16 protein-coding genes are annotated in these 24,429 nt (G+C 65.2%); 7 read left to right on the plus strand and 9 right to left on the minus strand.

Features of this window, described 5'->3' with window-relative positions; all coding sequences use genetic code 11:
• Positions 1-102 precede the first annotated feature (102 nt).
• Positions 103-1,659, minus strand: coding sequence for a S10 family peptidase (locus VHN57_RS06840; RefSeq protein WP_423283241.1), 1,557 nt, complete (start codon positions 1,657-1,659; stop codon positions 103-105).
• Between the two features lie 105 nt (positions 1,660-1,764).
• Here VHN57_RS06840 and VHN57_RS06845 point away from each other — a divergent pair, with 105 nt between their 5' ends.
• Positions 1,765-2,847, plus strand: a complete 1,083-nt coding sequence (locus tag VHN57_RS06845; protein WP_423283243.1) for an alpha/beta fold hydrolase — start codon at positions 1,765-1,767, stop codon at positions 2,845-2,847.
• A 4-nt stretch (positions 2,848-2,851) separates the two neighbouring features.
• Here VHN57_RS06845 and VHN57_RS06850 read toward each other — a convergent pair whose 3' ends face one another.
• The 4 genes from VHN57_RS06850 to VHN57_RS06865 form a co-directional block, all read right to left on the minus strand.
• Positions 2,852-4,354, minus strand: coding sequence for a peptide MFS transporter (locus tag VHN57_RS06850; protein ID WP_278987366.1), 1,503 nt, complete (start codon positions 4,352-4,354; stop codon positions 2,852-2,854).
• On the minus strand, positions 4,351-4,782 hold the full coding sequence (locus VHN57_RS06855; protein ID WP_278987368.1) for a YybH family protein: 432 nt from the start codon (positions 4,780-4,782) through the stop codon (positions 4,351-4,353). The genes VHN57_RS06850 and VHN57_RS06855 overlap by 4 nt, the downstream gene beginning before the upstream one ends.
• Positions 4,783-4,819: 37 nt before the next feature.
• Positions 4,820-6,622 carry a DUF885 domain-containing protein gene (locus VHN57_RS06860; RefSeq protein ID WP_278987364.1) on the minus strand — a complete coding sequence of 601 codons (1,803 nt, stop codon included), beginning with the start codon at positions 6,620-6,622 and terminating at the stop codon, positions 4,820-4,822.
• Between the two features lie 85 nt (positions 6,623-6,707).
• The gene (locus tag VHN57_RS06865) at positions 6,708-9,116 is read right to left on the minus strand and encodes a glycoside hydrolase family 127 protein (RefSeq protein WP_278987363.1); all 2,409 of its coding nucleotides are present in this window, start codon (positions 9,114-9,116) and stop codon (positions 6,708-6,710) included.
• Between the two features lie 115 nt (positions 9,117-9,231).
• Between VHN57_RS06865 and VHN57_RS06870 the strand changes: the two genes are divergently transcribed.
• A complete protein-coding gene (locus VHN57_RS06870) occupies positions 9,232-10,248 on the plus strand; it encodes an Ldh family oxidoreductase (protein WP_423283246.1) in 1,017 nt (338 codons plus the stop codon).
• A gap of 15 nt (positions 10,249-10,263) precedes the next feature.
• On the opposite strand, the gene VHN57_RS06875 is transcribed toward VHN57_RS06870, so the two are convergent.
• Both VHN57_RS06875 and VHN57_RS06880 read right to left on the minus strand, forming a co-directional pair.
• Positions 10,264-11,466: a M24 family metallopeptidase gene (locus VHN57_RS06875; protein WP_423283248.1), complete on the minus strand. Its 1,203-nt coding sequence runs from the start codon at positions 11,464-11,466 to the stop codon at positions 10,264-10,266.
• Positions 11,467-11,469: 3 nt separating this feature from the next.
• Positions 11,470-12,720 carry an NAD(P)/FAD-dependent oxidoreductase gene (locus VHN57_RS06880; protein ID WP_423283250.1) on the minus strand — a complete coding sequence of 417 codons (1,251 nt, stop codon included), beginning with the start codon at positions 12,718-12,720 and terminating at the stop codon, positions 11,470-11,472.
• A 69-nt stretch (positions 12,721-12,789) separates the two neighbouring features.
• Between VHN57_RS06880 and VHN57_RS06885 the strand changes: the two genes are divergently transcribed.
• The 4 genes from VHN57_RS06885 to VHN57_RS06900 all read left to right on the plus strand — a co-directional run bounded on the left by VHN57_RS06885 (position 12,790) and on the right by VHN57_RS06900 (position 16,944).
• Complete coding sequence (locus tag VHN57_RS06885) at positions 12,790-13,704, plus strand: dihydrodipicolinate synthase family protein (RefSeq protein WP_099230124.1); 915 nt, start codon at positions 12,790-12,792, stop codon at positions 13,702-13,704.
• Complete coding sequence (locus VHN57_RS06890) at positions 13,704-14,711, plus strand: 4-hydroxyproline epimerase (protein ID WP_278987758.1); 1,008 nt, start codon at positions 13,704-13,706, stop codon at positions 14,709-14,711. The genes VHN57_RS06885 and VHN57_RS06890 overlap by 1 nt, the downstream gene beginning before the upstream one ends.
• Positions 14,712-14,796: 85 nt before the next feature.
• On the plus strand, positions 14,797-15,447 hold the full coding sequence (locus VHN57_RS06895; protein ID WP_278987757.1) for a GntR family transcriptional regulator: 651 nt from the start codon (positions 14,797-14,799) through the stop codon (positions 15,445-15,447).
• A gap of 51 nt (positions 15,448-15,498) precedes the next feature.
• Complete coding sequence (locus VHN57_RS06900; RefSeq protein ID WP_278987755.1) at positions 15,499-16,944, plus strand: amino acid permease; 1,446 nt, start codon at positions 15,499-15,501, stop codon at positions 16,942-16,944.
• Positions 16,945-16,996: 52 nt separating this feature from the next.
• Here VHN57_RS06900 and VHN57_RS06905 read toward each other — a convergent pair whose 3' ends face one another.
• Both VHN57_RS06905 and VHN57_RS06910 read right to left on the minus strand, forming a co-directional pair.
• Positions 16,997-18,862, minus strand: a complete 1,866-nt coding sequence (locus tag VHN57_RS06905) for a gamma-glutamyltransferase (RefSeq protein ID WP_423283253.1) — start codon at positions 18,860-18,862, stop codon at positions 16,997-16,999.
• A gap of 80 nt (positions 18,863-18,942) precedes the next feature.
• Entirely contained in the window at positions 18,943-22,002 is a 3,060-nt protein-coding gene (locus VHN57_RS06910) for a TonB-dependent receptor domain-containing protein (RefSeq protein WP_278985829.1), read from the minus strand.
• 529 nt (positions 22,003-22,531) lie between these two features.
• On the opposite strand from VHN57_RS06910, the gene VHN57_RS06915 reads away from it, so the two are divergent.
• Entirely contained in the window at positions 22,532-24,421 is a 1,890-nt protein-coding gene (locus VHN57_RS06915) for a gamma-glutamyltransferase family protein (RefSeq protein WP_278985827.1), read from the plus strand.
• Positions 24,422-24,429: the final 8 nt, after the last annotated feature.

Below are 24,429 nucleotides of genomic sequence, written 5' to 3' on the forward strand. Positions count from 1 at the left end.
AGCCGGTGGAGGGGTGTTCCGCTATCGAAAGGGCGACGCCCTTCGGTCAGGCACGGGTAAGGGGGGATAGGCGGACCATCCCCCCCCCGCCCGTCCTGCCGCCTATTCCGCTGCGCTGTCGTAGAAGGCCAGCAGGTCGCGGCGCAGGCCCTTCATCGACTCCGGGTGGATGTAGATCATGTGCCCGGATTCATAATAGCGATAGCTGATATTGGCCTGCAGCGCCTTGTCGAGCTGCATATGCTTCAGGTCATATTCGGCGCCGGCAAAGGGCGTTGCCATGTCATAATAGCCGTTGAGCGACAGCACTTTGAGATGGCTGTTGGTGCGCATCGCGCGGGCCAGGTCCAGCGCGGTGTCCGCCGCCGGCATCGGCCGGCCGCCGCCGCCCGGTGCGCGATGGCGCTGATCCCAGGCCGGGCTGATATCCTTGTAGAAATTCGGGCGGTAGCTGAGCGGCGTCTTGTAGCCGAGCGTGCCGAACAGATAGGAGTTGAGCGCCGCGATATAGGCGCCGCTGATCGAGGTGTCGGCCGCGTCAAATTCGGGATCGGCGGCGCTGTCGTCGACATCGATGCCGACGAAGCGGGAATCCAGCCGGCCGACGGTACGGCTGCTGTCGCGCATCAGCTCCTTGCGGAACCGGCCGAGATCGACGCGCAGCTTGTTCTGCAGGATGAAGCCCTTGGACAGGCCGGTATAGGCGGCGAGTTGGGTGGCGATCGCATCGCGCTCGCTATCGGGCAGGTCGTCGCCCTTGGCCAGCGCGGACAGATAGGGGCCCAGGGCAAAGGCGCGTACTTCGCTCAGGAACGGCTCCAGCGTCGCCGGCCGGTTGGGCAGGCGGTTATGATACCAGGCGGTGGCAGCATAGCTGGGCAGATAGGTGACGTTGATCTGGTCATAGCCCGGATTGCGGATGCCATAGTTCAGGATCGACGACAGCAGCACCATGCCGTTCATCTGCACGCCGCGTTCCTGCAGCGTGTTGACCAGGCCCGCGGCGCGCAGCGTGCCATAGCTTTCGCCGAGCAGGAATTTGGGCGCATTCCAGCGATTGTTGATCGTCAGATAGCGCTGGATGGCGCTGGCAAAGGCATCGATGTCCGGATCGACGCCCCAGAAATCCTTGCCCTGTGCCTTGCCGAGCGGGCGCGACAGGCCGGTGCCGATCGCGTCGATGAAGACCAGGTCGCTGCGGTCGATCAGGCTGTCGGGATTGGGGCCGATGGCGAAGGGTGCGGGGCGGGCGGTATCGGGCGTGGGCGTATCCACCCGGACGGGGCCGAAGGAGCCGACGTGCAGCCACATGGTCGACGAACCCGGACCGCCGTTGAACAGGAAGGTGACGGGGCGTTCCTTCTCGCCCTTGGCCCGATCGGCGACATAGGCGGTGTAGAACATGCTCGCGATTGGTTCGCCGGCATCGTTGCGGATCGTCAGCGTGCCGGGCGTGGCGGTATAGTGGATCAGCTTGCCGGCGACCGTCACCGACGCGCGGCTGGGCATCGCCTGTTCCTCGACCGGGGCGACGGCGCTATCGTCTTTCTTGGCCTCTTCCTTCTCCGCCGGGGCAGGCTTGTCGGCGGCGATCGACGGCGCAGCCAGTGCCGTCAGCAGCAGGGGAAGGGCGGAATATGCGATGTTTTTCGGGATCATGACTCTGCCTGTTGCCTAAATTTGCGGCGAACCGTACATCGTATACCAAATCTGTCAAATGCGCATATGCATCATCTTCGTAAAGTTCCAAGGGAGGACCAGAATATGAAGAACCGATGGCCCCGGCTCGCCGCCGCTGCCGCACTGCTGCTCGCCACGCCGGCACTGGCGCAGGGCTTCGATGCCGCGCAGGTCAAGCAGGGCGACCATGTCATCCGCGATTTCGCCTTTCGCTCGGGCGAGAAGTTGCCGGAACTGCGGATGCATTATCGCACCATCGGCACGCCGCATCGCGACGCCAAGGGGCGGATCGACAATGCGGTGATGATCCTGCACGGCACCGGCGGATCGGGCGCGCAATTCCTGCAACCGCAATTTGCCGACGAACTTTATGGCCCCGGCCAGCCGCTCGACGTGCGCCGCTATTTCATCATCCTGCCCGACAATATCGGCCATGGTGATTCCTCCAAGCCCAGCGACGGCCTGCGCATGGCCTTTCCCCATTATGATTATGACGACATGGTCGAGGCGCAGCGCCGCATGCTGGTCGACGGGCTGAAGGTCGATCATCTGCGGCTGACCTTCGGCACCTCGATGGGGTGCATGCACATCTTCGTCTGGGGCGAGAAACATCCCGGCTTTGCCAGTGCGCTGATGCCGATGGCGTGCCAGGCAGCGCCGATCGCCGGGCGCAACCGGATGTGGCGCAAGGCGGCGATGGACGGCATCCGCGCCGATCCCGCCTGGCAGGACGGCAATTACAAGGCACAGCCGCTGCTTGGCCTGCGCACTGCATCCAGCCTGTCGCAGATCGCCGGTGCCGCTGCCAGGTACATGCAGGTACAATTCCCAACGCGCGACGCGGTCGACGCCTATTGGAAGGAGCGGTTCGATCGCGACATCGCCAGCCGCGACGCCAATGATTATCTCTACCAGCTCGATTCCTCGCGCGATTATGATCCGTCCGCCGATCTCGAAAGGATCAGCGCGCCGATGACCTGGATCAATTCCTCCGACGACTTCATCAATCCGCCGGAAATGGGCATGGCCGAAACGGCAGCCAAACGGCTGAAGACCACGCGCTACAAGCTGATCCCCTATTCGCCCGAGACGCGGGGACATAGCACCCACACCTGGGCGAAATTCTGGAAGGAAGAACTGGTCGCGCTGCTGGCGCGGAGTAACTGACCTCTTATCGGCCGCCTTGTCGCATGAGGCGGCCGATACGCGGCGATACGATCAGGATGATCAGGCCGATCAGCATGGCAAGGCCGCCGATCCGGCCGTAGGCGGCGAGCGCCGTGCTGGCCTGGTCTGCCCCTGCCGATGCGCCGATGGCGGCGGCGATCACGCCCGACATGAAATTGCCGCCCGCCGTCGCCAGGAACCAGGTGCCCATCATCAGCCCCAGCATATGGGGCGGCGACAGGCGCGACATCGCTGCCAGCCCGACCGGCGACAGGCACAGTTCGCCCATGGTGTGGAGCAGGTAGAGCAGCAGGATGAAGAGCATCGGCATCTTCGCCCCCGGCAGCATCATGCCCGCGCCGACCAGCAGCAGGAAACCGGCGCCGACCTGGATGATGGCCAGGCCGAACTTGGCGGGGGCGGACGGCTCCAGCCCGCGCCGGCCGAGCTTCAGCCATAGCCAGGCGAAGAAGGGCGCGAGCAGGAAGATGGAGAAGGGACCGACCGCCTGGAACAGCGAGGCCGGCACGGTGATGCCGAACATGGTGCGGTCGACATGCCGATCGATGAACAGGTTGAGCGAGGAGCCGGTCTGTTCGAACAGGCCCCAGAAGACGGGCTGCACCACCAGCAGGAAGATCGCCACCAGCAATCGCCCGCGCGCCGCCGGATCGAGCTTCAGGCAGGCATAGGCGACCAGGCCGATGCCCATGGCAAAGCCGCTGGCGCTCAGCAGATAGCCGACCGTCGCGGGGCTGGCGAGCAGGGCGAGCATCGCCGCGGTGAAGGGCATGGCGCTGGCATAGAGCCAATATTCGCGGGGGATGCCAAACAGCGGGCTTGCCAGCCAGGCCGGATCGGGCGCCTCGCCCTGGCCCTGCAACAATGGCCTGCCCATGACGAAGACGATGATGCCCAGGATCATGCCCAGTGCCGCCGCGCCAAAGCCCCAGGACCAGCCGATCGTTTCGCCCAGCAGGCCGCAGACGAGCGGGCCGAGCGCGCCGCCAAGGTTAATGCCCATGTAGAAGATGGTATAGGCCGGGTCGCGGCGCATGTCGTCGCGCGGATAGAGCTGGCCGACCAGCACCGAGACATTGGCCTTGAGGAAGCCGGTGCCGACCACGATCACCGCCATGCCGGCGAGGAAGATGCGGGTCGCGCTCTCACGGTCGCCGCCCAGCGCATCGAGACCGAGCAGGATATGGCCGCAGGCGATGACGATGCCGCCGAACAGCACTGCCTTGCGCGCGCCGAGGTAGCGATCGGCCAGCCAGCCGCCGACCAGCGGGCTGACGAACACCAGCGCGATATAGGCGCCATAGAGCATGCCGGCGCGCTCGTCGGAAAAGAGGAACTGCTTGGTCAGGTAGAAGATCAGCAGCGCGCGCATGCCGTAGAAGGAGAAGCGCTCCCACAATTCGGTGAAGAAGAGGATGAACAGGCCGCGCGGATGGCCGAGGAAGGTGGCGGTCGCGTGATGATCGGCTGGGGGCATGGCGCTCATTGGCAATAGGCGGGGTGGGTCGCATCCGGCTCGAACGCGGACACATGGTTCAGGGCGATCACCCAGCGGCCTTCGACCTTGCGCATCAGCCGCGTATTGATGCCGGACTGGCCGGGTTTGGCGGCAAGGTGGAAGCGGCTGATCAACTGGGCCGCATCGGGCGCCAGCATCTCGATCCTGATGTCGCAGAAATGGAGCGTGCCGCGCGTTTCGGGCGAGGCGCCATAGTCGCGGACATAATGGTCGAGCGTGCCCTGCCAGTCGCGCTGGAACTGGCCGCGCGACACGAAGGTGACGCCGGGGTTGAGGAAGCCCGCCATATAGCCGCGAAAATCACCCCGGTTCCAGGCGACCTCCATGTCGGCGATCACCTGCCGGATCGCCGCCTTCTCCGTCTCCGCCGTAGGGGGGATCGGCGCGGCACCCATGCAGAGCGCCGCGCCGATCAGGGGGAGGAGAATGCGCTTACTGGGCGGCACCGGAAGCCCCGGCTGCCACCTTGGCCTTTTCCGCCTGGATGAAGCGGTCAAGCTCCGCCTCCATCACCGGCAGCGGCACCGACCCCATGGTCAGCAGCGTGTCGTGGAACGGGCGCTGGTCGAACTTGTCGCCCAGTTCCGCCTCGGCCTTGGCGCGCATTTTGCGGATCGACAATTCGCCCAGCTTGTAGGCCAGCGCCTGCGCCGGCCAGGCGATATAGCGATCGACCTCGTTGGTGATGTCGAGCTTCGCGAGTGCGGTGTGGCTGGCCATATAGTCGATCGCCTGCTGCCGCGTCCAACCCATGGAGTGCATGCCGGTATCGATCACCAGCCGCACCGCGCGCCACATCTCGAATGTCTCGCGGCCGAATTCCTCATAGGGCGTCTCATACATGCCCAGCTTCGTGCCCAGCCATTCGGTATAGAGGCCCCAGCCCTCGCCATAGCCCGAGAAATAGGTCTGGCCGCGGAAGGCCGGGCGGTTGGGGGCTTCCAGCGCATAAGCAGCCTGGAAGCTGTGGCCCGGATTGCATTCGTGCAGCGTCAGCGCGGTCAGATTGTAGAGCGGCCGCGAGGGCAGGTCATAGGTGTTCATCAGGCAGGATTCGAGCCCGCCCCGACCCGAGGTATAGATGGGCGCGATCTCGTCCGGCACCGGCAGGATGGTGAAGCGATAGCGCGGCAGGTTGTTGAACGTGTCCTTCAGCTTGCCGTCCATCTTCTTGGTGACATAGGCGGAATAGGAGAGCAGCTCGCGCGGGGTCTTGGCATAGAATTGCGGATCGGTGCGCATGAATTCCAGGAACTCGGCGAAGCTGCCCTGGAACTTGGCATCCGCCATCGTCTTCTTCATGTCCGCGTCGATGCGCGCGACTTCCTTGAGGCCGATCTCGTGGATCTGCTGCGGCGTCAGGTCCAGCGTCGTATATTCGCGGATCTGGTCCTGGTAGAAGGCCTTGCCGTCGGGCAGCGAATAGGCGTCGATCGTCTTGCGCGCCTTGGGCATATATTCGCCGCGCATGAAGGTCAGCAGCTTCTGGTAGCTGGGGGCGATGGCGTCGCGGATCAGTGCCTGGGCCTGCGCCTGCATCGCCTGGCGCTGGTCGGCCGGGATGGTGTCCGGCATTGCGGCGAACGCCTTGTAGAAGGGATTGTCGGTGCCGGCGGCCAGGAACGGCTCGATCGTCTTGTCACGCCCCTCGATCGACACGCGCGGCACGGTATAGCCCCGCTTCAGGCCCGCCTGCATGTTCGCGATCTGCTCGTCGAAATAGCGCGGTATATCCTTCATCCGGCCGAGATAGCGGCGATAATTGTCGGCGCTGGAAAAGGGCGTGCGCGGGTTGAGGCCGGTCCAGAAGAAGGTATCGCTGTTGAACGGCGCCTCGTAGGTCTTGTACTTGATCTTGGTCGCATTCTCCCAGACCGACGTCTTGAACACCGCCTTGTTGATATATTCCTCATGCGACAGTTGGGCATCGGGGATCTGGTCGAGCTGTTTGAGAATGTCGCTCCAATAGGCATAGCGGCGCTGCTGGGTGGCGGCGGTCACGCTGGGCAGATGATCGTCGGCGCCGCCTTCGGTCCGGCCGCTGCCGGGCAGTCGGGCAAATTCCTTCTGGCGCCAGGTCCATTCGGCGTCATACAGCGCCTTGAGCTTCAGGTCGGCGGCGGTCGGCTGGGCGGCCGGTGCGTTGGTGGCCGGCGCCGTCTGGGCGAGGACAACCGGGGCCGTGCCGGCGAGCCAGGCGATGGCGAGCAAGGATGCGGCGTGGGGCATTTTCATGAATGTCTCTCTTCCCTGTTCGGCGAAGCGATCCGGCGCCCCGCTCCTATCAATAATGTATACGATATACTTTGATTAAGGCGGGTCAAGTGCGCGTTTCACCGGCCGGCGTGAAAATGCGCACGCCGAACATCGGACCGGCCCGCGTCATGCCGGGGGCTGGCTGGACGCGGATCGTCACCGCGCTCTTGCCGCGCGTCAGCGCCTCGGGAATGGCGTAGGTGACGTCGAAAAATTCGCCCGGCCGGTCGGCATCCAGCTTCTGCGTCGCGATTTTCTGGCCATCGACCAATATGTCGAACAGCCGGTTGCGCTCCTCGCCCCAATAGGTGGCCTGCAGGATCAGCGGGCCGGGCTTCACCTTCATGCGGAACTGGAAATGGCCGTCGGTGCGCGCGTCGCGCCCATGCCGTCCGCGATAGGTGGTGGTGTAGGAGAGTTTGGCTTCCAGCCCATGATCACGCTCGGGTTGCATCTCGCCCAGATGCATGACGTCGACCGAGCGCCGCTCCAGATCACGGAGCCGGGCCTGCTCGACGGCAAAGGCCTGCTGCTCCACGCCCCATTCCTGCTGGGTGAAGCGCTTGAAATAGACGGCGGTGCGGCGATCGCGCTGCTGGAAGAAGGGGGCGAAACTGAGGTCCGCCGGCTTGCCGATGCCGGCGGTGCGATAGGCGGGCACGGCGGCGGTCGTGGCAGAAAAGCCCTGCGTTACATCGGCGGCGACCAGCGCCGGGGCGGGACCGTCAAAGGGCTGGTCGGCCGCGCCCAGATCGGCCGCCAGCACGACCGGGCCGTGGAGCAGCGCGATGGTGCGGGCATCATCCGGAGTCGCTTCGATCCGCAATGCCATCGGCAGGTCCAGCGTCACCCGGTCGCCGGCCTTCCACTTGCGATCGATCAGGGCATAGCCATCGGCGATGCGCGGGGCGGGCAGGGGCGTGCCGTTGACGGCGATACGCGCGCCCTGGCACCAGCCGGGGATGCGCAGCGCCAGGGTGAACCGGCCAGCCCGCGCCAGTTTCGGGATCGACATCGCGACATGGCCGTCGAACGGATAGCCGGTCTCGATCCGCAGCTTCGCGCCCCGCGCCGCCCAGTCGGCTTCGCTGGGGATATAGAGATTGGCGATCAGCATGTCGGCCGGCCGGTCGGCATCTTCCCACCAGATGGATTCGCCATGTTTGGCATGGCTTTCCATGCCGCTGCCGACGCAGCACCAGAAATCGTCGAACGGTTCCGACCAGACGCGGTGCGACCCCGACATCAGCGGCACCATATAGGCGAACATGCCGGTGGCCGGGTTCTGATGCGCCAGGATATGGTTGATATGGGCCCGCTCATAATAGTCGAACAGGCGCGCCTCGGGCTTCCAGGCATAGAGATGCCGGGTCAGCTTCAGCATGTTGTAGCTGTTGCAGCTTTCGCAGGTCTGTTCGGTAATATGCTTGGAAATGGTGCCGGGATCAGGGAAATATTCCCGGTCGGCATTGCCGCCGATGACATAGCTATATTGCCCGACCACCGTTTCCCAGAAGAAGTTGGCGGCGATCGCGTCGGCGGCATTGCCGGTGATCTCGTGCAGGCGCGCAAGGCCGATCAGCTTGGGGATCTGCGTATTGGCGTGGATCCAGGGCAGGCTGTTCTGCCGCTGGGACAGCGGATCGAGCACCTTGCGATGGCGCAGCCGCGTGGCCAGCGCCAGCCAGCGCGGATCGCCGGTGCGGGCGTGCAGTTCGGCGAAGCTCTCGTTGATGCCGCCATGCTCGCAGTCCAGCACCTGCTGCACCTGTGCATCGTCCAGTTTCGCGAACACGCCGTCGATATAGGCGGCCAGGGCCAGCGCGACGCCGCGCGCCTGGCTGTTGCCCAGATGGGTTTCGGCGTCGAACAGGCCGGCGAACAGCTTGTGCCAATTATAGAAGGGCACCCAGCAGCCGTTGAGGTCAAAGCCGGCCGATCGGATGTCGCCGCGCATGATCTCCGGAAAGATCAGCCTGCCATCCTCGATCACATCGTCGCGACGGCGGGTGAAGCCCGCGACATAGCCATCGCCGGCCGCCGCCTGGCACTCGGCCAGTTCGGCGATGATATAGGCGGCGCGGCGGGCGCATTCGGCGTCGCCGGTCTGGGCGTGCATCAGCGCGAGCGCGGTCAGATAATGGCCCAGCGTATGGCCGGCGATGGTATCATTTTCCCAGCCGCCATAGATGGCGCCCTTGGGCGTCAGGCCGGCATGTTTGCGGAAATTGTGCAGCAGCCGATCCGGCTCCAGCCGCAGCAGATAGAGGCGATTGCCCTCGACCGCGTCGGCAAAGGGGGAGGGGAGAAGCCGGGTCGCATTTAGCGGCAAGGCGCGCGCCGATTCGGGCAGCGCACTGCCGGTCGCGGCATGGGCGACGCTGTTCCATCCCTGCCAGGCGGGGGCCGTCGCGACGGCGGTGGCGGCCAGCAACATGGCCCTGCGGCTGAGGGGCGTGTGACGGTGGGACATGGCGGCTCCGGCTTGTCTGTAATCGTTATACCGTATACGATATTGCGATTGTGGTTCGGGATCAAGACGGAGGATGCATGTCTATCTTCAACGCTGCGGCATGGGCAATAAAGGCATGAGCGCGGATGAAAGCGTCACGCTGACGCTGCAGCAGGTCGCGGATCTGGCCCATGCCGTGCTGCGCCGCCATGGTTTGGCGGAGGCGCATGTCGGCCCCGTCGCCGCGACGATCATCGCCGGCGAGCGCGACGAATGCGCGTCGCATGGCGTCTATCGCCTGCTCAACTGCGTCCACACGCTGCGCAGCGGCAAGGTCGTGCCGGACGCCGTGCCGGTGGTCGACCCTGTCTCGCCCGCACTGCTGCGCGTGGATGCGGCCGGCGGCTTTGCCCAACTGGCTTTCGCTACGGGATTGCCTTTGCTGGTGGAAAAGGCGCGGACGATGGGCATCGCCGCCATTGGCATCAATCGCTGCGTCCATTTCGCCGCGCTCTGGCCGGAGATCGAGGCGCTGACCGATCAGGGGCTGGTCGCCTTCGCCTGTACCCCCAGCCATGCCTGGGTCGCGCCGGCCGGCGGCACCTCGCCGCTGTTCGGCACCAACCCGATCGCCTTTGGCTGGCCGCGCCCCGGCGGCGATCCCTTTGTCTTCGATTTCGCCACCAGCGCGGTCGCGCGCGGCGAGATCGAACTGCATCGCCGCGCCGGCAAGCCGATCCCGGAAGGCTGGACGATCGACGCCCAGGGCAATCCGACCACCGATGCGGAAGCTGGCCTGGCTGGCGCATTGCTAACCTTTGGCGGGCACAAGGGATCGGCGCTGTCGGCGATGGTCGAACTGATCGCCGGGCCACTGATCGGCGACATGACCAGTGCGGAGTCGCTGGCACATGACGATGGGGCCAAGGCGTCCCCCTATGGCGGCGAACTCATCATCGCCATCGATCCCGCCGGCTTTCTGGGGGCGACGGCCGCCGAACATATGCAGCGGGCCGAGGCGCTGTTCGACGGCATTACCGGCCAGGGCGCGCGCCTGCCATCGCAGCGGCGCTTCGCGGCGCGTCTGCGCACCCCCGATCAGGGCTGCCGCATTCCTCGTGCGCTCTATGAGGAACTGGCGGCGCTCAGCTGAGCGCCGCCGGCGATTTCAGGCGAAAGGCTGGTCGATCGCGACCGAGGGCGGGGTGAACCAGGCGGCCCCGGTATCGGTCACGTAAAAATGATCCTCCAGCCGCACGCCGAAGCGATCCGGCACGACGATCATCGGCTCGTTGGAAAAGCACATGCCTGGCTCCAGCGGGGTCATGTCGCCGCGCACCAGATAGGGCGCCTCATGGATCGAGAGGCCAATGCCATGACCGGTGCGATGGGGCAGGCCGGGCAAGCGATAGTCGGGGCCAAGGCCCGCCGCTTCCAGCACGCCCCGCGCTGCCGCGTCGATCGCGCCGCAGGGGACGCCGGGCTTGACCGCGTCGAACGCGGCCTGCTGCGCGTCCTTTTCCAGTGCCCAGATGCGCCGCTGTTCGGCATCGGCCTCGCCATAGACATAGGATCGGGTGATGTCGCTATGATAGCCGCCGATGGTGCAGCCTGTATCGATCAGCACCATGTCGCCTTCGGCCAGCACGCTCTCGCCTGGCAGGCCATGGGGATAGGCGGTCGACCGGCCGAACTGGACGATGCAGAAGCTGCTGCCCGACGCGCCCAGCGCCCGGTGCGCGGCCTCGATGAAGCGACGCACTTCGGTCGCGGTGATGCCGGGGCGCAGGATGCGGGCGGCGCGGCGATGCACCTCCAGCGTCATCGACTTGGCCTGCTGCATCAGCGCCAGTTCGGCGGCCGACTTGCGGCTGCGACAACCGTCGATCACGGCGGAGGCGGCGATCAACGTCACCCCCGGCGCGGCGGCCCGAATGCGCTCGACGAACAGGAAGGCCATGGCCGGGTCGATCCCCAGCCGGGCGACGCCCAGCGTCTTGAGCGCGTCGGCGACCAGGATTGACGGACTTTCATCCTCTTCCCACAGGCGCAGATCGCCAGCGTCGATCTTGAGGTCGGCTTCCAGTGATCCGCGCTCGAAGCGTGGGCAGATCAGGATCGGCTCGCCGGTGAGCGGCAGCAGCATCGCCACCAGTCGCTCGCTCGCGCCCCAGGGCACGCCAGCGAAATAGGCAAGGCTGGTTCCGGCGTCGATCAGCAGCGCGTCGAGCCCTTCCTGCGCCATCAAGGCGCGGGCCTTGGCAATGCGCGCCTGATATTCGGCGGCGGCGATGGCTGGCGCGCGATCGGGCCAGGGCTGAAGTCCGGCCAGTTCGGTGGCGGCGTCGGAACCGCCGATCTGCTGTGTCATACTCTATCCTTCAAAGCGGCGGAGCGAAAAGGGCGTGGCATCGACCGGCGGCGGTGCGCCGGTGGCAAGCGCGGCGATGATTTCGCCGGTCAGCGGTCCCAATGTCAGCCCCAGATGCTGGTGGCCGAACGCATAGAGCAGGTTGTCCGCCCGGTCACTCCGGCCGATCGCGGGCAGATAATCGGGCAGGGTCGGGCGCGCGCCGATCCAGGGGCTGGCATCCGCCTCGATCGGCAGGCCCAGCGCCGCGGCATGGGCGCGCAGCCTTTGCCATTTGCGCGGGTCGGGCGGGGAAGAGAGGCTGGAAAATTCGACGAAGCTCGCCGCGCGCAGGCCGCTCTCGAACCGGGTGACGATCATCGATCTATCCTCGAACACCACCGGTGGCATGTCCATCGGCCAGCCTTCGGGCGCGTTCGGCGTCTGCAGATGATAGCCCCGTTCGGCGATGATCGGCACCTTGTGGCCCAGCGGGCGCAGCAGCGCGTCCGATGCGGCGCCGGTCGCGACGATGATATGGTCCGCGTCCAGCGTCCGGCCGTCGGCCAGTTGCACCTGCGCCTGCCCATCACGGGTGGGCAGTGCGCTAACCTCCGCCTGCTCGATCCGCCCGCCTGCCGCCAGCAGCGCCTCTTTCAGATCCTGCCCCAGCCGGGACGGGTCGGCAATGCGGCCACTTCCTTCGCAGCGAATCGCGCCGATGATCGGATGGGGGAACAGAGCTTCGAGCAGGGCCAACTCGCGCGCCGTCGCATCGCGGAAGCGCGCCGTGCCGCAATCGGCGGTCATCCAGGCACGGCGCCCGGCCAGCGCGCTCGCCTCGCTTTCCCAGACGATGAAATGTCCATCCTCGATCAGGCGGCTCGGCCCGGCGCATAGCGCGTCGATCCGCTGCCAGGCCGGCATTGCTTCTTTCAACATCGCCTTTAACGCGGCGCGTCCTGCCGCGAAGCGTGATGGGCGCGCAGAGCTCAACAGGCGTAGCGAGAAGGGCAGCCAGCGGCCGATGTCGCGCCAGGGCAATCCCAGTGCGCCGCCGCGCCAGAACAGCCGCCGGGGGAAGCTCTTCACCGTTGCCATCGACGCGAGCGGATCGATCTGCTCCACCGCGACATGGCCTGCATTGCCCCAGGATGCGCCGCGCAGCAGGCTTTCCCGCTCGATCAGCAGCGTTGAAATTCCCTTTTCCTGCAATCGGATAGCGCAGGATGTGCCGACGATGCCGCCGCCGATGATGATTGCATGTTGGGTCAATTGACTTCTTTTCACTTGGCGATGACAATTAGATACCGTATACGATCCTCAGTTTCAACGGAGGCTTATGTGAATTCCTCAAAATTGACGTGGCGTGGTGTCTACCCTGCCGCCACCACCCAGTTCACCCCCGATCTGGACGTTGATATCCCCGCAACCCAGGCTGTCCTGGATGCGCTGGTGAAGGATGGCGTCGACGGCCTCATCATCGCCGGTACCTGCGGTGAGAACAACTCGCTGGAAGCCGAAGAAAAGCGCGCTGTCGTCAAGGCGGCGGTCGAGGTCGTGGATGGCCGCGTGCCGATCCTGGTCGGCGTGTCCGAATTCACCACCCGCCGCGCCGTCGCCTTCGCGCAGGACGCGGAAAAGCTGGGCGTCGACGGGCTGATGCTGCTGCCCGCGATGGTCTATGTGCCGACCGTGGGCGAGCTTTGCACCCATTTCGAGACGGTGGCCAAGGCGACGTCGCTGCCGATCATGCTCTACAACAACCCGCCGGCCTATCGGGTGAATATCGGCATCGACGCGCTCACCCGCCTCGCCGACACGCCCAACATCGTCGCGGTCAAGGAAAGCGCGCCCGATCCGCGTCGGTTCACCGACCTGATCAACGCCTTCGGCGACCGCTATATCCTGATGGCGGGCCTGGACGATGTCGCGTTCGAGGGGCTGTTGCTGGGCGCCCATGGCTGGATTTCCGGCCTCACCAGCGCCTTCCCGCGCGAATCCGTGGCGCTGGTCGCGGCGATCAACCGGGGCGATCTGGAAGAAGCACTGCGCATCTATCGCTGGTTCATGCCGCTGCTGCACCTCGATGCCGATCATGATCTGGTCCAGTCGATCAAGCTGGCCGAAAGCATCATGGGACGCGGCACCGAGCATGTCCGCCTGCCGCGCATGCCGCTGGAAGGCCAGCGCCGCGCCGACGTCATCCGCTGGGTCGAGCAGTGCGCTGCCACCCAGCCCAGCCTGACGGCGGCCTGATGTCCGCGGTGCGCCACACCTTCTTCTGCATAGACGGCCATACGGCGGGAAATCCCGTCCGTCTGGTCGCGGGCGGCGCGCCGCTGCTCAAGGGAAAGTCCATGGCGGAACGCCGCCTGGACTTTCTCGACCGCTTCGACTGGATCCGCACCAGTCTCTGCTTCGAGCCGCGCGGCCATGACATGATGTCGGGCGGCTTTCTCTATCCGCCGACGCGCGACGATACCGACATCGGTATTCTCTTCATCGAGACCAGCGGCTGCCTGCCGATGTGCGGCCATGGCACGATCGGCATGGTGACGTTCGGCCTGGAAAATGGCCTGATCCAGCCGGCGACGCCGGGCAGGCTGCGGGTCGAAGTGCCAGCCGGCGTCATCGACATCGATTACACGACCGACGGCAAGCGCGTGACATCGGTCAAGATCCGCAACGTCCCCGCCTATCTGGCGGCGGAGGGGATCGCAATCGATGTGCCGGGTTTCGGGCCGCTCAGCGTCGATGTCTCCTATGGCGGCAATTACTACGCGATCGTCGAACCGCAGGGCGCTTATACCGGCCTCGACGACCTCGGCGCATCGCGCATCGTGGAACTGAGCCGCACCATTCGCGAACTGGTGCGCGCGCAATATCAGCCGGTCCATCCGCTCGAACCCAGCATCAAGGGGGTCAGCCATGTGCTGTGGGCCGACAAGCCCAAGGGTGAGGGCGCCGATGGCCGCAACGCCGTCTTCTATGGCGAGCGGGCGATCGACCGCAGCCCCTGCGGCACCGGCACGTCGGCGCGGCTGGCGCATCTGGCGGCCAAGGGCAAGCTGAAGGTCGGCGACCGGTTCGTGCATGAAAGCTATATCTGCAGCCGCTTCATCGGCCGCATCGAGGCCGAGACGATGATCGGCGACCAGAAGGCGATCATCCCCTCGATCGAAGGATCGGCGATCGCCACCGGCTTCAACACCATCTGGGTCGATCGCGAAGACCCGTTCTGGGCCGGCTTCACGGTCGTATGAAACTGAAGGTGCAGAGCGGGCGGACGGGATCGTCCATCATATACGAAGTTGTATTCCGCCGTCCGCTCTGTGCTATGTTCGCCGCATGAGCCTAGTCATCCGAAACCTGTCCGACCAGCTGGTCGATCTTGTCCGTGAGCGCATCCTGTCCGGCCGGGTGCCGCCCGACGGGCCGATCCGCCAGGACGCGCTGGCCGCCGAACTGGGGATCAGCAAGATTCCGCTGCGCGAGGCACTGGCCCGACTGGAGCAGGAAGGGCTGCTCAAGTCGCAGGCCAATCGCGGTTTCTTCGTGCGCAGCCTCAATCGGGTGGAGGCGGACGAGGTCTATGCGCTGCGGCTGAAGCTGGAGCCGGACGTCATGGCGCTGGCGGCCGAACGGGCCGAGGCGGCGGACCATGACATCGCGATCAAGACGCTCGATACTCTCTATCAGGTCACCGACGAAGGCGGTGACGGGGTCGGGGCGTTCAACCGCGCCTTCCACATGGCGCTGCTGCGTCCCAGCAACCAGCCGCTGTCGGTCAATATTCTCGAACGGCTCCATATTCTGTCGGAACGCTATGTCCGCAAGCATCTGGAGCCGCTTGGCCGCGACGAACGCGCCAATGACGAACATCGCGAGATGCTCGATGCCTGGCTTGCCCGCGACGGCCAACTGATCCGGGAACTCACGGTCGCACATATCCGCAAAACCATGGACGATCTCATGGTTCAGCTCGACGCCGACGACTGAACCATAACCGAGCAACCGGAACGTCCATAAGAACAGGGAAGGAAATTTCGGTTGAGCACTGGATTTTGGGGACCGATCAAGCCGATCGGCGCCGGTCATCACGCGCAGCATCAGCAGTTGCGCAAGACATTGTCCTGGCCGCATCTGATCGCGCTGGGGGTCGGGGCGATCGTCGGCACCGGCATCTACACGCTGACCGGCGTGGGCGCCGACCGAGCAGGGCCGGCGGTGATCCTGGCCTTCGCCATTGCGGGGGCCGTATGCGCCTGCGCTGCGCTGGCCTATGCCGAACTGGCCACGCTGATCCCGACCGCAGGCAGCGCCTATACCTACACCTATTCGGTGCTGGGGGAGACGCTGGCCTGGGTTGTGGGGTGGAGCCTGATCCTGGAATATTCGCTGGCGTGCAGCACGGTGGCGGTCGGCTGGTCGGGCTATCTGGTCGGCTGGATCCAGCAGGCGGGAATCAGCCTGCCGCCGGTGCTGCTGGCCGGGCCACATGGCGGTGGTATCGTCAACCTGCCCGCCGTGCTTGTGGCACTGGCGATCGCCGGCATGCTGATCGCGGGCACGCGGGAAAGCGCGACGCTCAACATCATTCTGGTCGTTATCAAGCTGACCGCGCTTGCCGCCTTCGTCGCGCTGGCGCTGCCCGCCTTCCAGTCCGACCATCTCCAGCCCTTCATGCCCTATGGCTTCGTCAGTCATGTGGAAGGTGGCATGACGCGCGGCGTGATGGCGGCGGCAGCGATCGTCTTCTTCGCCTTCTACGGTTTCGATGCGGTCGCGACCTCGGCCGAGGAAGCGCGCAATCCCGGCCGTGACCTGACCATCGGCATCGTTGGATCGATGGCGGTTTGCACCCTCATCTATATGGCGGTCGCCGTCGCGGCGATCGGCGCGCTCGACTATCGGGCGCTGGCCGGTTCGTCCGAGCCACTGGCGCTGGTGCTGCGCACGTTGGAGCATCCAGTCGCTGCCTGGCTGGTGGCGGGCGCCGCGCTGGTGGCGCTGCCCTCCGTCATCCTGGTCATGATGTATGGCCAGAGCCGCATCTTTTTCGTCATGGCGCGCGACGGCCTGCTGCCGCGTTCGCTCAGCAAGGTGTCGGAAAAGACCGGATCGCCCGCCCGCATCACCGCGATCACCGGTGTCTTCGTCGCGGCCGTTGCCGGCTTCTTCCGCCTGGACGAGATTGCCGAACTGGCCAATGCCGGCACGCTAATCGCCTTTATCGCGGTCGCCGGCTGCATGATGGCGCTGCGCCGCAAGGCGCCGGAAATGCCGCGCGTCTTCCGCTGCCCGCAGCCCTATCTGGTCGGCACGCTGGCGATTATCGGCTGCATCTATCTGCTGATCAGCCTGCCGGAAAAGACGCTGCTGCGTTTCGGCCTGTGGAACCTCGTCGGCCTGGCCCTCTATTTTGCCTATAGTCGGGGTCGCAGCCTGCTGCGCACCACCGGCCATGCGGCCAGCGAGGAAGGCTTGCCGGAATAGGACAACCGTAACGCAAGCCGGTCAGCCGCGTCGCCGCGACTGGCCGGCTTGCTCAATAGCCCACAGCATAGCCCATGCGGCGGGGATCGGCGCCGGCCATGCGGGCGCCCGATGGGGCGGCCAAAATGCCTTGCACGCTGCCGATCGCATAGGGGCCGACCAGTTCGATCTTGTGCCCCATCGCGGTCAGGCGCTGGATTGTTGCGTCGGGGAATCGTCGTTCCGCCTGCACGGTGATCGCCGCGCCGGGCTTGTAGAAATTGGGATCGGCGTCGAGCGCGAAGCGCGGTGCTTCGATCGCGGCCTGGATCGGCAGGCCGCGATCGACGACATTGACCAGGAACTGGAACTGGGTCTGGCCGATCGTCTCGCCGCCGGGCGATCCGAAGACCAGTTTCAGCCGGCCCTTGTCGAGGACGATGGTCGGGCCATTGCCGAGCAGGGCGATCTTGCCCGGTGCGACCTTGTTGGGATGGCCGGCATAGGGGGCGGACGACCCCAGGCGCAGGCCGTTGTTGAACAATATGCCGGTATTGCCCATCACCAGGAAGGTGCCGAAGCCGCCGCCGACGGTGGTCGTGACCGCGATGGCATTGCCGTCGGCATCGACCGCCGACAGGCTGGTGGTGTCGCCGCCGCGCGTATGGTCGTCGCCCTGATGCGCGAAATCCTGCCGTGCCCGTTCCAGCGCGGCCCGCTCGAAGGCGGCGGCATTGCCGCCTTCGGGATAAAGGCCCGCACGGGTGGCATCGATCAGCTTGCGTCGCTCGGCGGCGAAGCGCTTGGACAGCAGTCCCTCGACCGGCGTCTGCGCGAATTTGGGATCGGCGGCATATTTATAGACGTCGGCCTTCGCGACCTTGATCGCCTCGATCAGATAATGGGTGAAGAGGGGATCGTCGGCGGGCAGCGCTGCGAGGTCGAACCCCTCGACCAGATTGAGCTGCTCGCACAATTCCAGCCCCGTGCGCGAGGTCAGCGGGCTGCAATAGACATCCAGCCCGCGATAATTGGTCGTGACCGGATCGTCCCAGCGCGGCTGATAGGCCTTGAGGTCATCGAGCCGCAGCCAGCCGCCGGTCTGTGTCGAGAAGCGGGCAAATTCCTGCGCGATCGGGCCGGTGTAGAAATAGTCATGCGCCGCCTGCAGCGCGCGATCCCGATCGGCGCCGCCCTTGAGCGCCTGGCTCTCCGCATCGGCAAGCGCCTGAAAGCTGCGGGCCAGATCGGGATTGCGGAAGATGGATCGCGGGGCGGGCGGCTGGCCACCGGGCAGGAAGATCGCCGCGCTGGTCGGATAAAGTGCCAGCGTCTTCTGCGCCCGCGTGATGAACATGGCGATGGAGGCATCGAGCGGGTGGCCGTCGCGGGCATAGCCGATCGCCGGTTCAAGCAGGGTCGAGAGCGGCAATTTGCCGAACCGGCGGGCCAGCGCGATCCAGCCGCCAAAGGCGCCCGGCACGGTCAATGCCTTGGGGCCATGGTCCAGCGCCTTGGGATCGCCATCGGGATCGAGCAGGCGCGGCGCGCCGCCGGTGAAGGCCAGTGACTGGACCTTGCCGGTCTTGCGATCGAGGCAGGTGGCAAAGCCGTTGCCGCCCGCGCTGGATGCCCAGGGTTCGACCACGTTCATGACCGCCATCGCCGCGACCACGGCGTCGGCTGCGGTGCCGCCCTGCATCAGCATGCGGGTGCCGGCCATGGCGGCCAGTGGATGGCCGGCGGTCACGCCGCCATGCGGCATGGGCACTTCGACCCGGTGCGCGGCGACGCTGGCGCTGCCGGTGCGGGGTGCGTCGGGCGCGCGTGCGCCCGATTGGGCCAAAGCGCGGCCGGGCAGGGCGGTGAGCGCCATGCCGGCAAGGCCGGCGGCCAGCATTTCGCGGCGATCCAGGAAGGATGGGGGCGTATCGGACATGGCGGAGCGACCTTGCAGGGGAAAGGAAAAGGAGAAAATGGGCACGGCAGCATCGCGCCGTGCCCATGTCTTGCAAGCCTTTAGAAGACCTTCTTCAGGCTGGTGTACCAGTAGCGCGCCTGCGGCTGGTAGAGGTTCGACAGATAGCCGCCCGATGCCAGCGGCGGATCCTTGTCGAAGATGTTGCGCGCGCCGATCTGAACGGTGGTGCCGTTCAATGGGCCGTCATTCTTGAACGTATATTGGCCATAGAGATTGACCGTCGTCTGGCCCTTCACCGTCCAGGGATTGGCGGACGCATCGCGCACGCCATTTTCATAGACGCTGTCGATATACTGCGTGAAGGCGCCGATCTTCCACGGGCCGAGCGACCAGTCGAAGGTTGCCGAAAGCCGCCAGCGCGGCTGGCCATCGCGACCGATCACGTCGCCGCCGCCCTGGATCGGCACGCCGGCATTGATCTCGCCAGCGGCCTGTCCCGCGATCACCTGCTGCACGCCCGCCGGGGCGTCGACATAATAGCTGATCAGGCGCGAGGCATTCACGTTGAGCGAGAAGGTGCCGACCGACGTCGTGGGCAGGAAATAGTCCAGATTGAAGTCGATGCCCTGAACGGTGACCGGCAGCAGATTCTGGAAATTGGCGACGACGTAGAGCAGTTCGCCGACTGGCGCGAGGCCGGTGCCGGCGACGCGGGCGATATCGTCCGCCGTGGGATCGCGGCGGATGACGTTGGGATTGCTACTGCCCTGGGTGCGCAGCAGATAGTCGAGGTTGAGCGCATTCTGATAGTCGAGCAGGCCCACGACATTCTTCTGCTGGATCTTCCAGCGGTCGACGGTGAAGGTGACCTTGCCCAGGCCATCGCCCAGTTTCGGCGACAGCACGGCGCCGAAGCTCCAACTGGTCGATTCCTCGGGCTTCAGGTTCGGGTTGCCGCCGCTGCGACGCAGCACCGACACGTTGCAGACCGCGCTGGAGAAGTTCGTCGCGCGTCCGGATCGGACATCGGCATCGCACAGCACATAGTCGAAGCCGCCATTGACGCGATCGAGCGTGGAGGTGTTGATGACCTCCAGGTTCGGCGCACGGAAGCCCTGCGACCAGGAGCCGCGCAGCATCATGCCTTCCAGCAATTCCCACGATCCCGCGATCTTGGGCTTCGCCACAGACCCGACGTCGCTATAATCCTCGTAACGGCCCGCGACCTGGAAGTTCAGGCGACGGAACATGGGGATTTCCATTTCCGGGCTGAAGATCGGGATGGCGAGTTCGGCATAGGCGGACTTCACGTTGCGCTTGCCGCGCACGTCGGGGCTGGGGCTGGCGCCGCCAAGGTCGGAGCCATAGAAGACGCCGGTCACCGCGTCGGTATAGGTGGTGTCGACCCCGGCAATGCCGCCCTGATAGGTGGAGCGATTGTCATGATAGGTCTCGCGCCGCCATTCGATGCCGGCCGCGACGCCGATGCTGTTGTCGGCCCACAGGCCCAGCAGATTGGCGTTCGACACCTTGAAGTCCCACAAGGCCAGCGAGGTGCGGGTCTTGCGGGTTGCCTCGATCATGAAGCTGTCGATCGTGGACTGGCTGTTGGGCGTGCAGTCGCCGATCGAGGGCGTGTCGACGCAGCCGCCATTGAACGGATTATAGGCGTCGGGCGTGGTCTTGTTGATCGCCTGTTGCAGCAGCGTGTTGGAGAAATTCTCCTGCGTGTCCTTGGCCGTGGCCCAGGTGTAGAGGCCGGCCGATTCCCAGTCGAAATCGCCGATGCTGCCGCGCAGGCCGCCCAGGAAACGATATTGGTAATTGGTCACGTCGACCTTGCGCGATCCCACGTCGACATAACTGAGCGAGGTGATCTGCACCGGCAGGCCCTCGGCCGGGACCACCGAAAGATCGAGGCCGGGCAGGCGGTTGGGCGATCCGACCGGGCCGAGCGGGTTCCAATAGGCATTGGCCGCTACGGTGATCGGGATGTTGGCGAGCGAGCCGGGCGCGCCGATCGTCGAACTGGTCTTGCCGCGATAGAAGCCGACCTCGCCGAAGAAGGACAGGGCGTCAGACAGTTCATAGTTGATGTAGGAGAAGATGTTGATGCGCTTGACCGAGGGCTGGGCGGTCAGGTCGTCGAAGGTTGCCGGCGAATTGAAGCGCAGGTTGGAATCCGCGCCCGACATTTCCGTCGCGCCATTGCCGTCATCATAGCAGGTGTCGGGTGTGCCCGAAGCGATGCGGCAACCGGCATTGGCGCTGGGCTGGATGTGGAACTGGCCCGAGCTGTTGGTGAAGGCAGTGCCGTTGCTGGTGAGCGTCTGGTTGAGGAAATTGGCGCCGCCGCCGGGGCGGACGACGCGGAAGGTGCCCCAGGGCGTGCTGGTGCTGGTGCCGTTCCAGGCCGCGACATTGGCGAAGGAGGTGCCAGCGACATAGCCGCGCCGATCGACGCTGGCGGTATAATCCTGGTCGCTGAGATAGAGTTTCGATTTCTGGGCATAGCCGCCGAAGATCGAGATATTGCCGCGGCCTTCGTTGAAGTCGAACCCGACCAGGCCATTGGCGGCAAATTCGCGCAGATTGGTGCCTTCCGCGCCGCCATATTGGACGTCGAACTTGGCGCCCTTGTAATCGGACTGGAGCACATTGTTGACGACGCCGGCGACCGCGTCAGAGCCATAGAGCGCCGCCGCGCCGTCGCGCAGCACTTCGACGCGCTCGATATTGCCGACGGGAATAGTGTTGGCGTTGTAGCCGAAGGTCGGGACGCCGGAATCGACGACGCCGGTGATCGCCTGCGATGTCGGGTGCAGCACGGTGCGACGGCCGTTGATCAGCAGCAACGTATTGCCCTGGCCCAGACCACGCAGCGAAACGGTCGATACGTCGCCGCGCGCGGCGTTGGCGTTGCCGCCGCCCAGCACCTGTTCGTTGAAGGTGACGCCGCCCAGTTGCGGGATGGAGCGATAGAGGTCGGCACCCGAAACGGCGGCCACTGCCTCGATCTGCTCTTCTCCGACCAGGCTGACCGGCAGCGCGCCGGCGGTATTGGCGCCCTTGATCTGGGAACCGATGACGACGATTTCCGCAGCGGGCGGTTCACCGGCCTGCGGGGCGGCTTCTGTGCTGGACTGGGCCTGGGCCATGCCGGCCGTCAACGCCCAGAGACTGGCACTGGTTAGGGCGGTGGTTAAGGCGAAAAGCGTCTTTCCTCTTTCTCTCGTCATTATTGTTCCCCTGTGATGAAGCCTTGAGCTTCGCGCCGTTAGGCAAAGGTGCCTTTCCGGTTCAGAGTTTGGGGAGGTCGGCAAATGTCGGCGCCGCACGACGCGTGCAGCGACCCATGCTTATTGATGACCGTTCAGATAGTGCATTTGCAGGCCCTCCCGAAAAACTGGAGTTCCGGCATCATCCCTTGCGTGGGAAATCGTTGCTGCTGTCGCCCTCACGACGGCAAGGCTTTTTCCGGGCACAACACCCACCATTGTGCGCGTTCATTGCGCTAGAACTGATGGGCATGAAATTTCCACCATATGTTTCGAAATATTTTTGAAATAAAATCGGATTTACCGGCATGTAGCGGAAAAATCGGGTTGGCTCGTTGTTGCGCGTATCGGCCGGCAAACGCCTTCCCTCGGGTGATGCCGGACAGGCCGAAAACAGGGGATTCCATCGATGAGCGATAACGCAAAGCAGGGGGTGACCCGGCGGGAGTTCGCGGCGTCGGCCATGGCCGGTGCGGCCTTGGTCGCGGGCGCCGGGCCGGCTTCCGCCCAGGCGGGCAATGCGCCGGCAAAGCCCGGCAAGGCGGCGATCGAGCCAACCAGATTGGTTAGCGCAGGCGAAACGCTGCGGCCGGAGATCGTCGGCCAGTTCGGCATCGTCGCGGCAGGGCGCCATTATGCCGTGGCGGCGGGGACGCGCATCCTGCTGGCCGGCGGCAATGCGACCGACGCGGGCGTGGCGGCGGTCTTTGCCGCGGCCGTGACCGAGATTTCGCATTTCGGCTTTGGCGGCGAAGCGCCGACCATCATCTATGACGGCAAGACGAAGAAGGTGTCGCTGATCAGCGGCCAGGGCGTCGCGCCGGGGCTGGCCACGCCCGACAAGTTCGCCGATGCCGGCGTCATTCCGGGCAATGGCCCCAATGGCGGCACCGTGCCGGCGATGGTCGACGCGATGGCGCTCGCGCTCCAGCTCAACGGCACAATGGGGCTGCATGAAGTGATGCAGCCCGCCATCGAGCTGGCCGACGGCTTCGTCATGTATAATTTCCTGGCCGAAGTGTTCGTCAGCCAGCAGAAGGCGACGTCCAAATATAAGGACGCCTACGACGCCTATTATCCCGGTGGCCAATTGCCCAGGACCGGGGAGATTTTCCGCCAGCCCAACCTCGCCCGCACGATGCGGATCATTGCCGATGCCGATGCCGCAGCGTTCAAGAAGAGCGGCGATCGCAAGGCGGCGATCCAGGCCGGGCGCGATGCCTTCTACAAGGGCGACATCGCCCGCCGGATCGGCGCCGCGATGGAGCGGGACGGCGGCCTGATGCGCTACGAGGATCTCGCCAAGTACAAGGGCAAGGTCGAGGCGCCGGCGATGACCAGCGTCTTTGGCTATCAGGTCTGCAAGGCGGGTTTCTGGAGCCAGGGGCCGGCCATGCTGATGGCGCTCAACATTGCGGAGGCGGCCGGGATCGCGACGATGGAGCCGGGCTCGGCGCCCTATCTCCACACCGTTGCCGAGGCGATCAAGCTCGCCTTCGACGATCGCAACATGTATTTTGGCGACCCCGATTTCGCCACAGTGCCGATGAAGGGGTTGTTGTCGAAGGACTATGCGGCGCAGCGGGCGAAGCAGATCGGCCCGCGTGCCTCGCTGGAGCATCGCTTCGGCAATCCCTGGGCATTCGAGGGCAGGGCGCGGACCACGCCCCAATTCACGCCGCATATGCTGAAAGCCCCGCCCAAGCCGACCGCCGACACGACCGCGATCGAAGTGGTGGACAAGGATGGCAACCTCTTTTCCTGCACGCCCAGTTCCGGCTGGATGCTGGGCGGCGCCTATATTGCGGGCGACACCGGCGTGCCGATGAGCAACCGCCTGACCGTGTTCGATCTTGATCCGGAAAGCCCCAATGTCCTGGTGCCGGGCAAGCGGCCGCGCACCACCCTGTCGCCGTCCATGGTGCTCAAGGATGGCCAGCCCTATCTGGCGATCGGGACACCGGGCGGCGACAATCAGGATCAGCAGATCATGAATGTGCTGCTGCGGGTACTGGCCTTTAACCAGCCGCTACAGGCCGCGATCGAGGCACCGCGCATCAATTCCAATCATTTCCACGGCTCCTTCGGCATCAAGAAGGATGAGCCGGGCGTGCTGGAAATCGAGGATCGCGTGCCAGAGGCGGTGCGCGACGATCTGACCGCGCGCGGTCACAAGCTGGACGTGCTCGGGCCGTTCGCGGTGTCGACCGGCATCGTCGCGGCCGGCGTGGTGCCAGGCAGCGGCACGCTGCGCGGTGGCGCGGATGTGCGCCGCGAACGCTATATATTTGGTTGGTAAGGGGATCG

It is taken from the genome of Sphingobium salicis subsp. salicis, assembly GCF_049472635.1.
Lineage (GTDB): Bacteria > Pseudomonadota > Alphaproteobacteria > Sphingomonadales > Sphingomonadaceae > Sphingobium > Sphingobium yanoikuyae_A.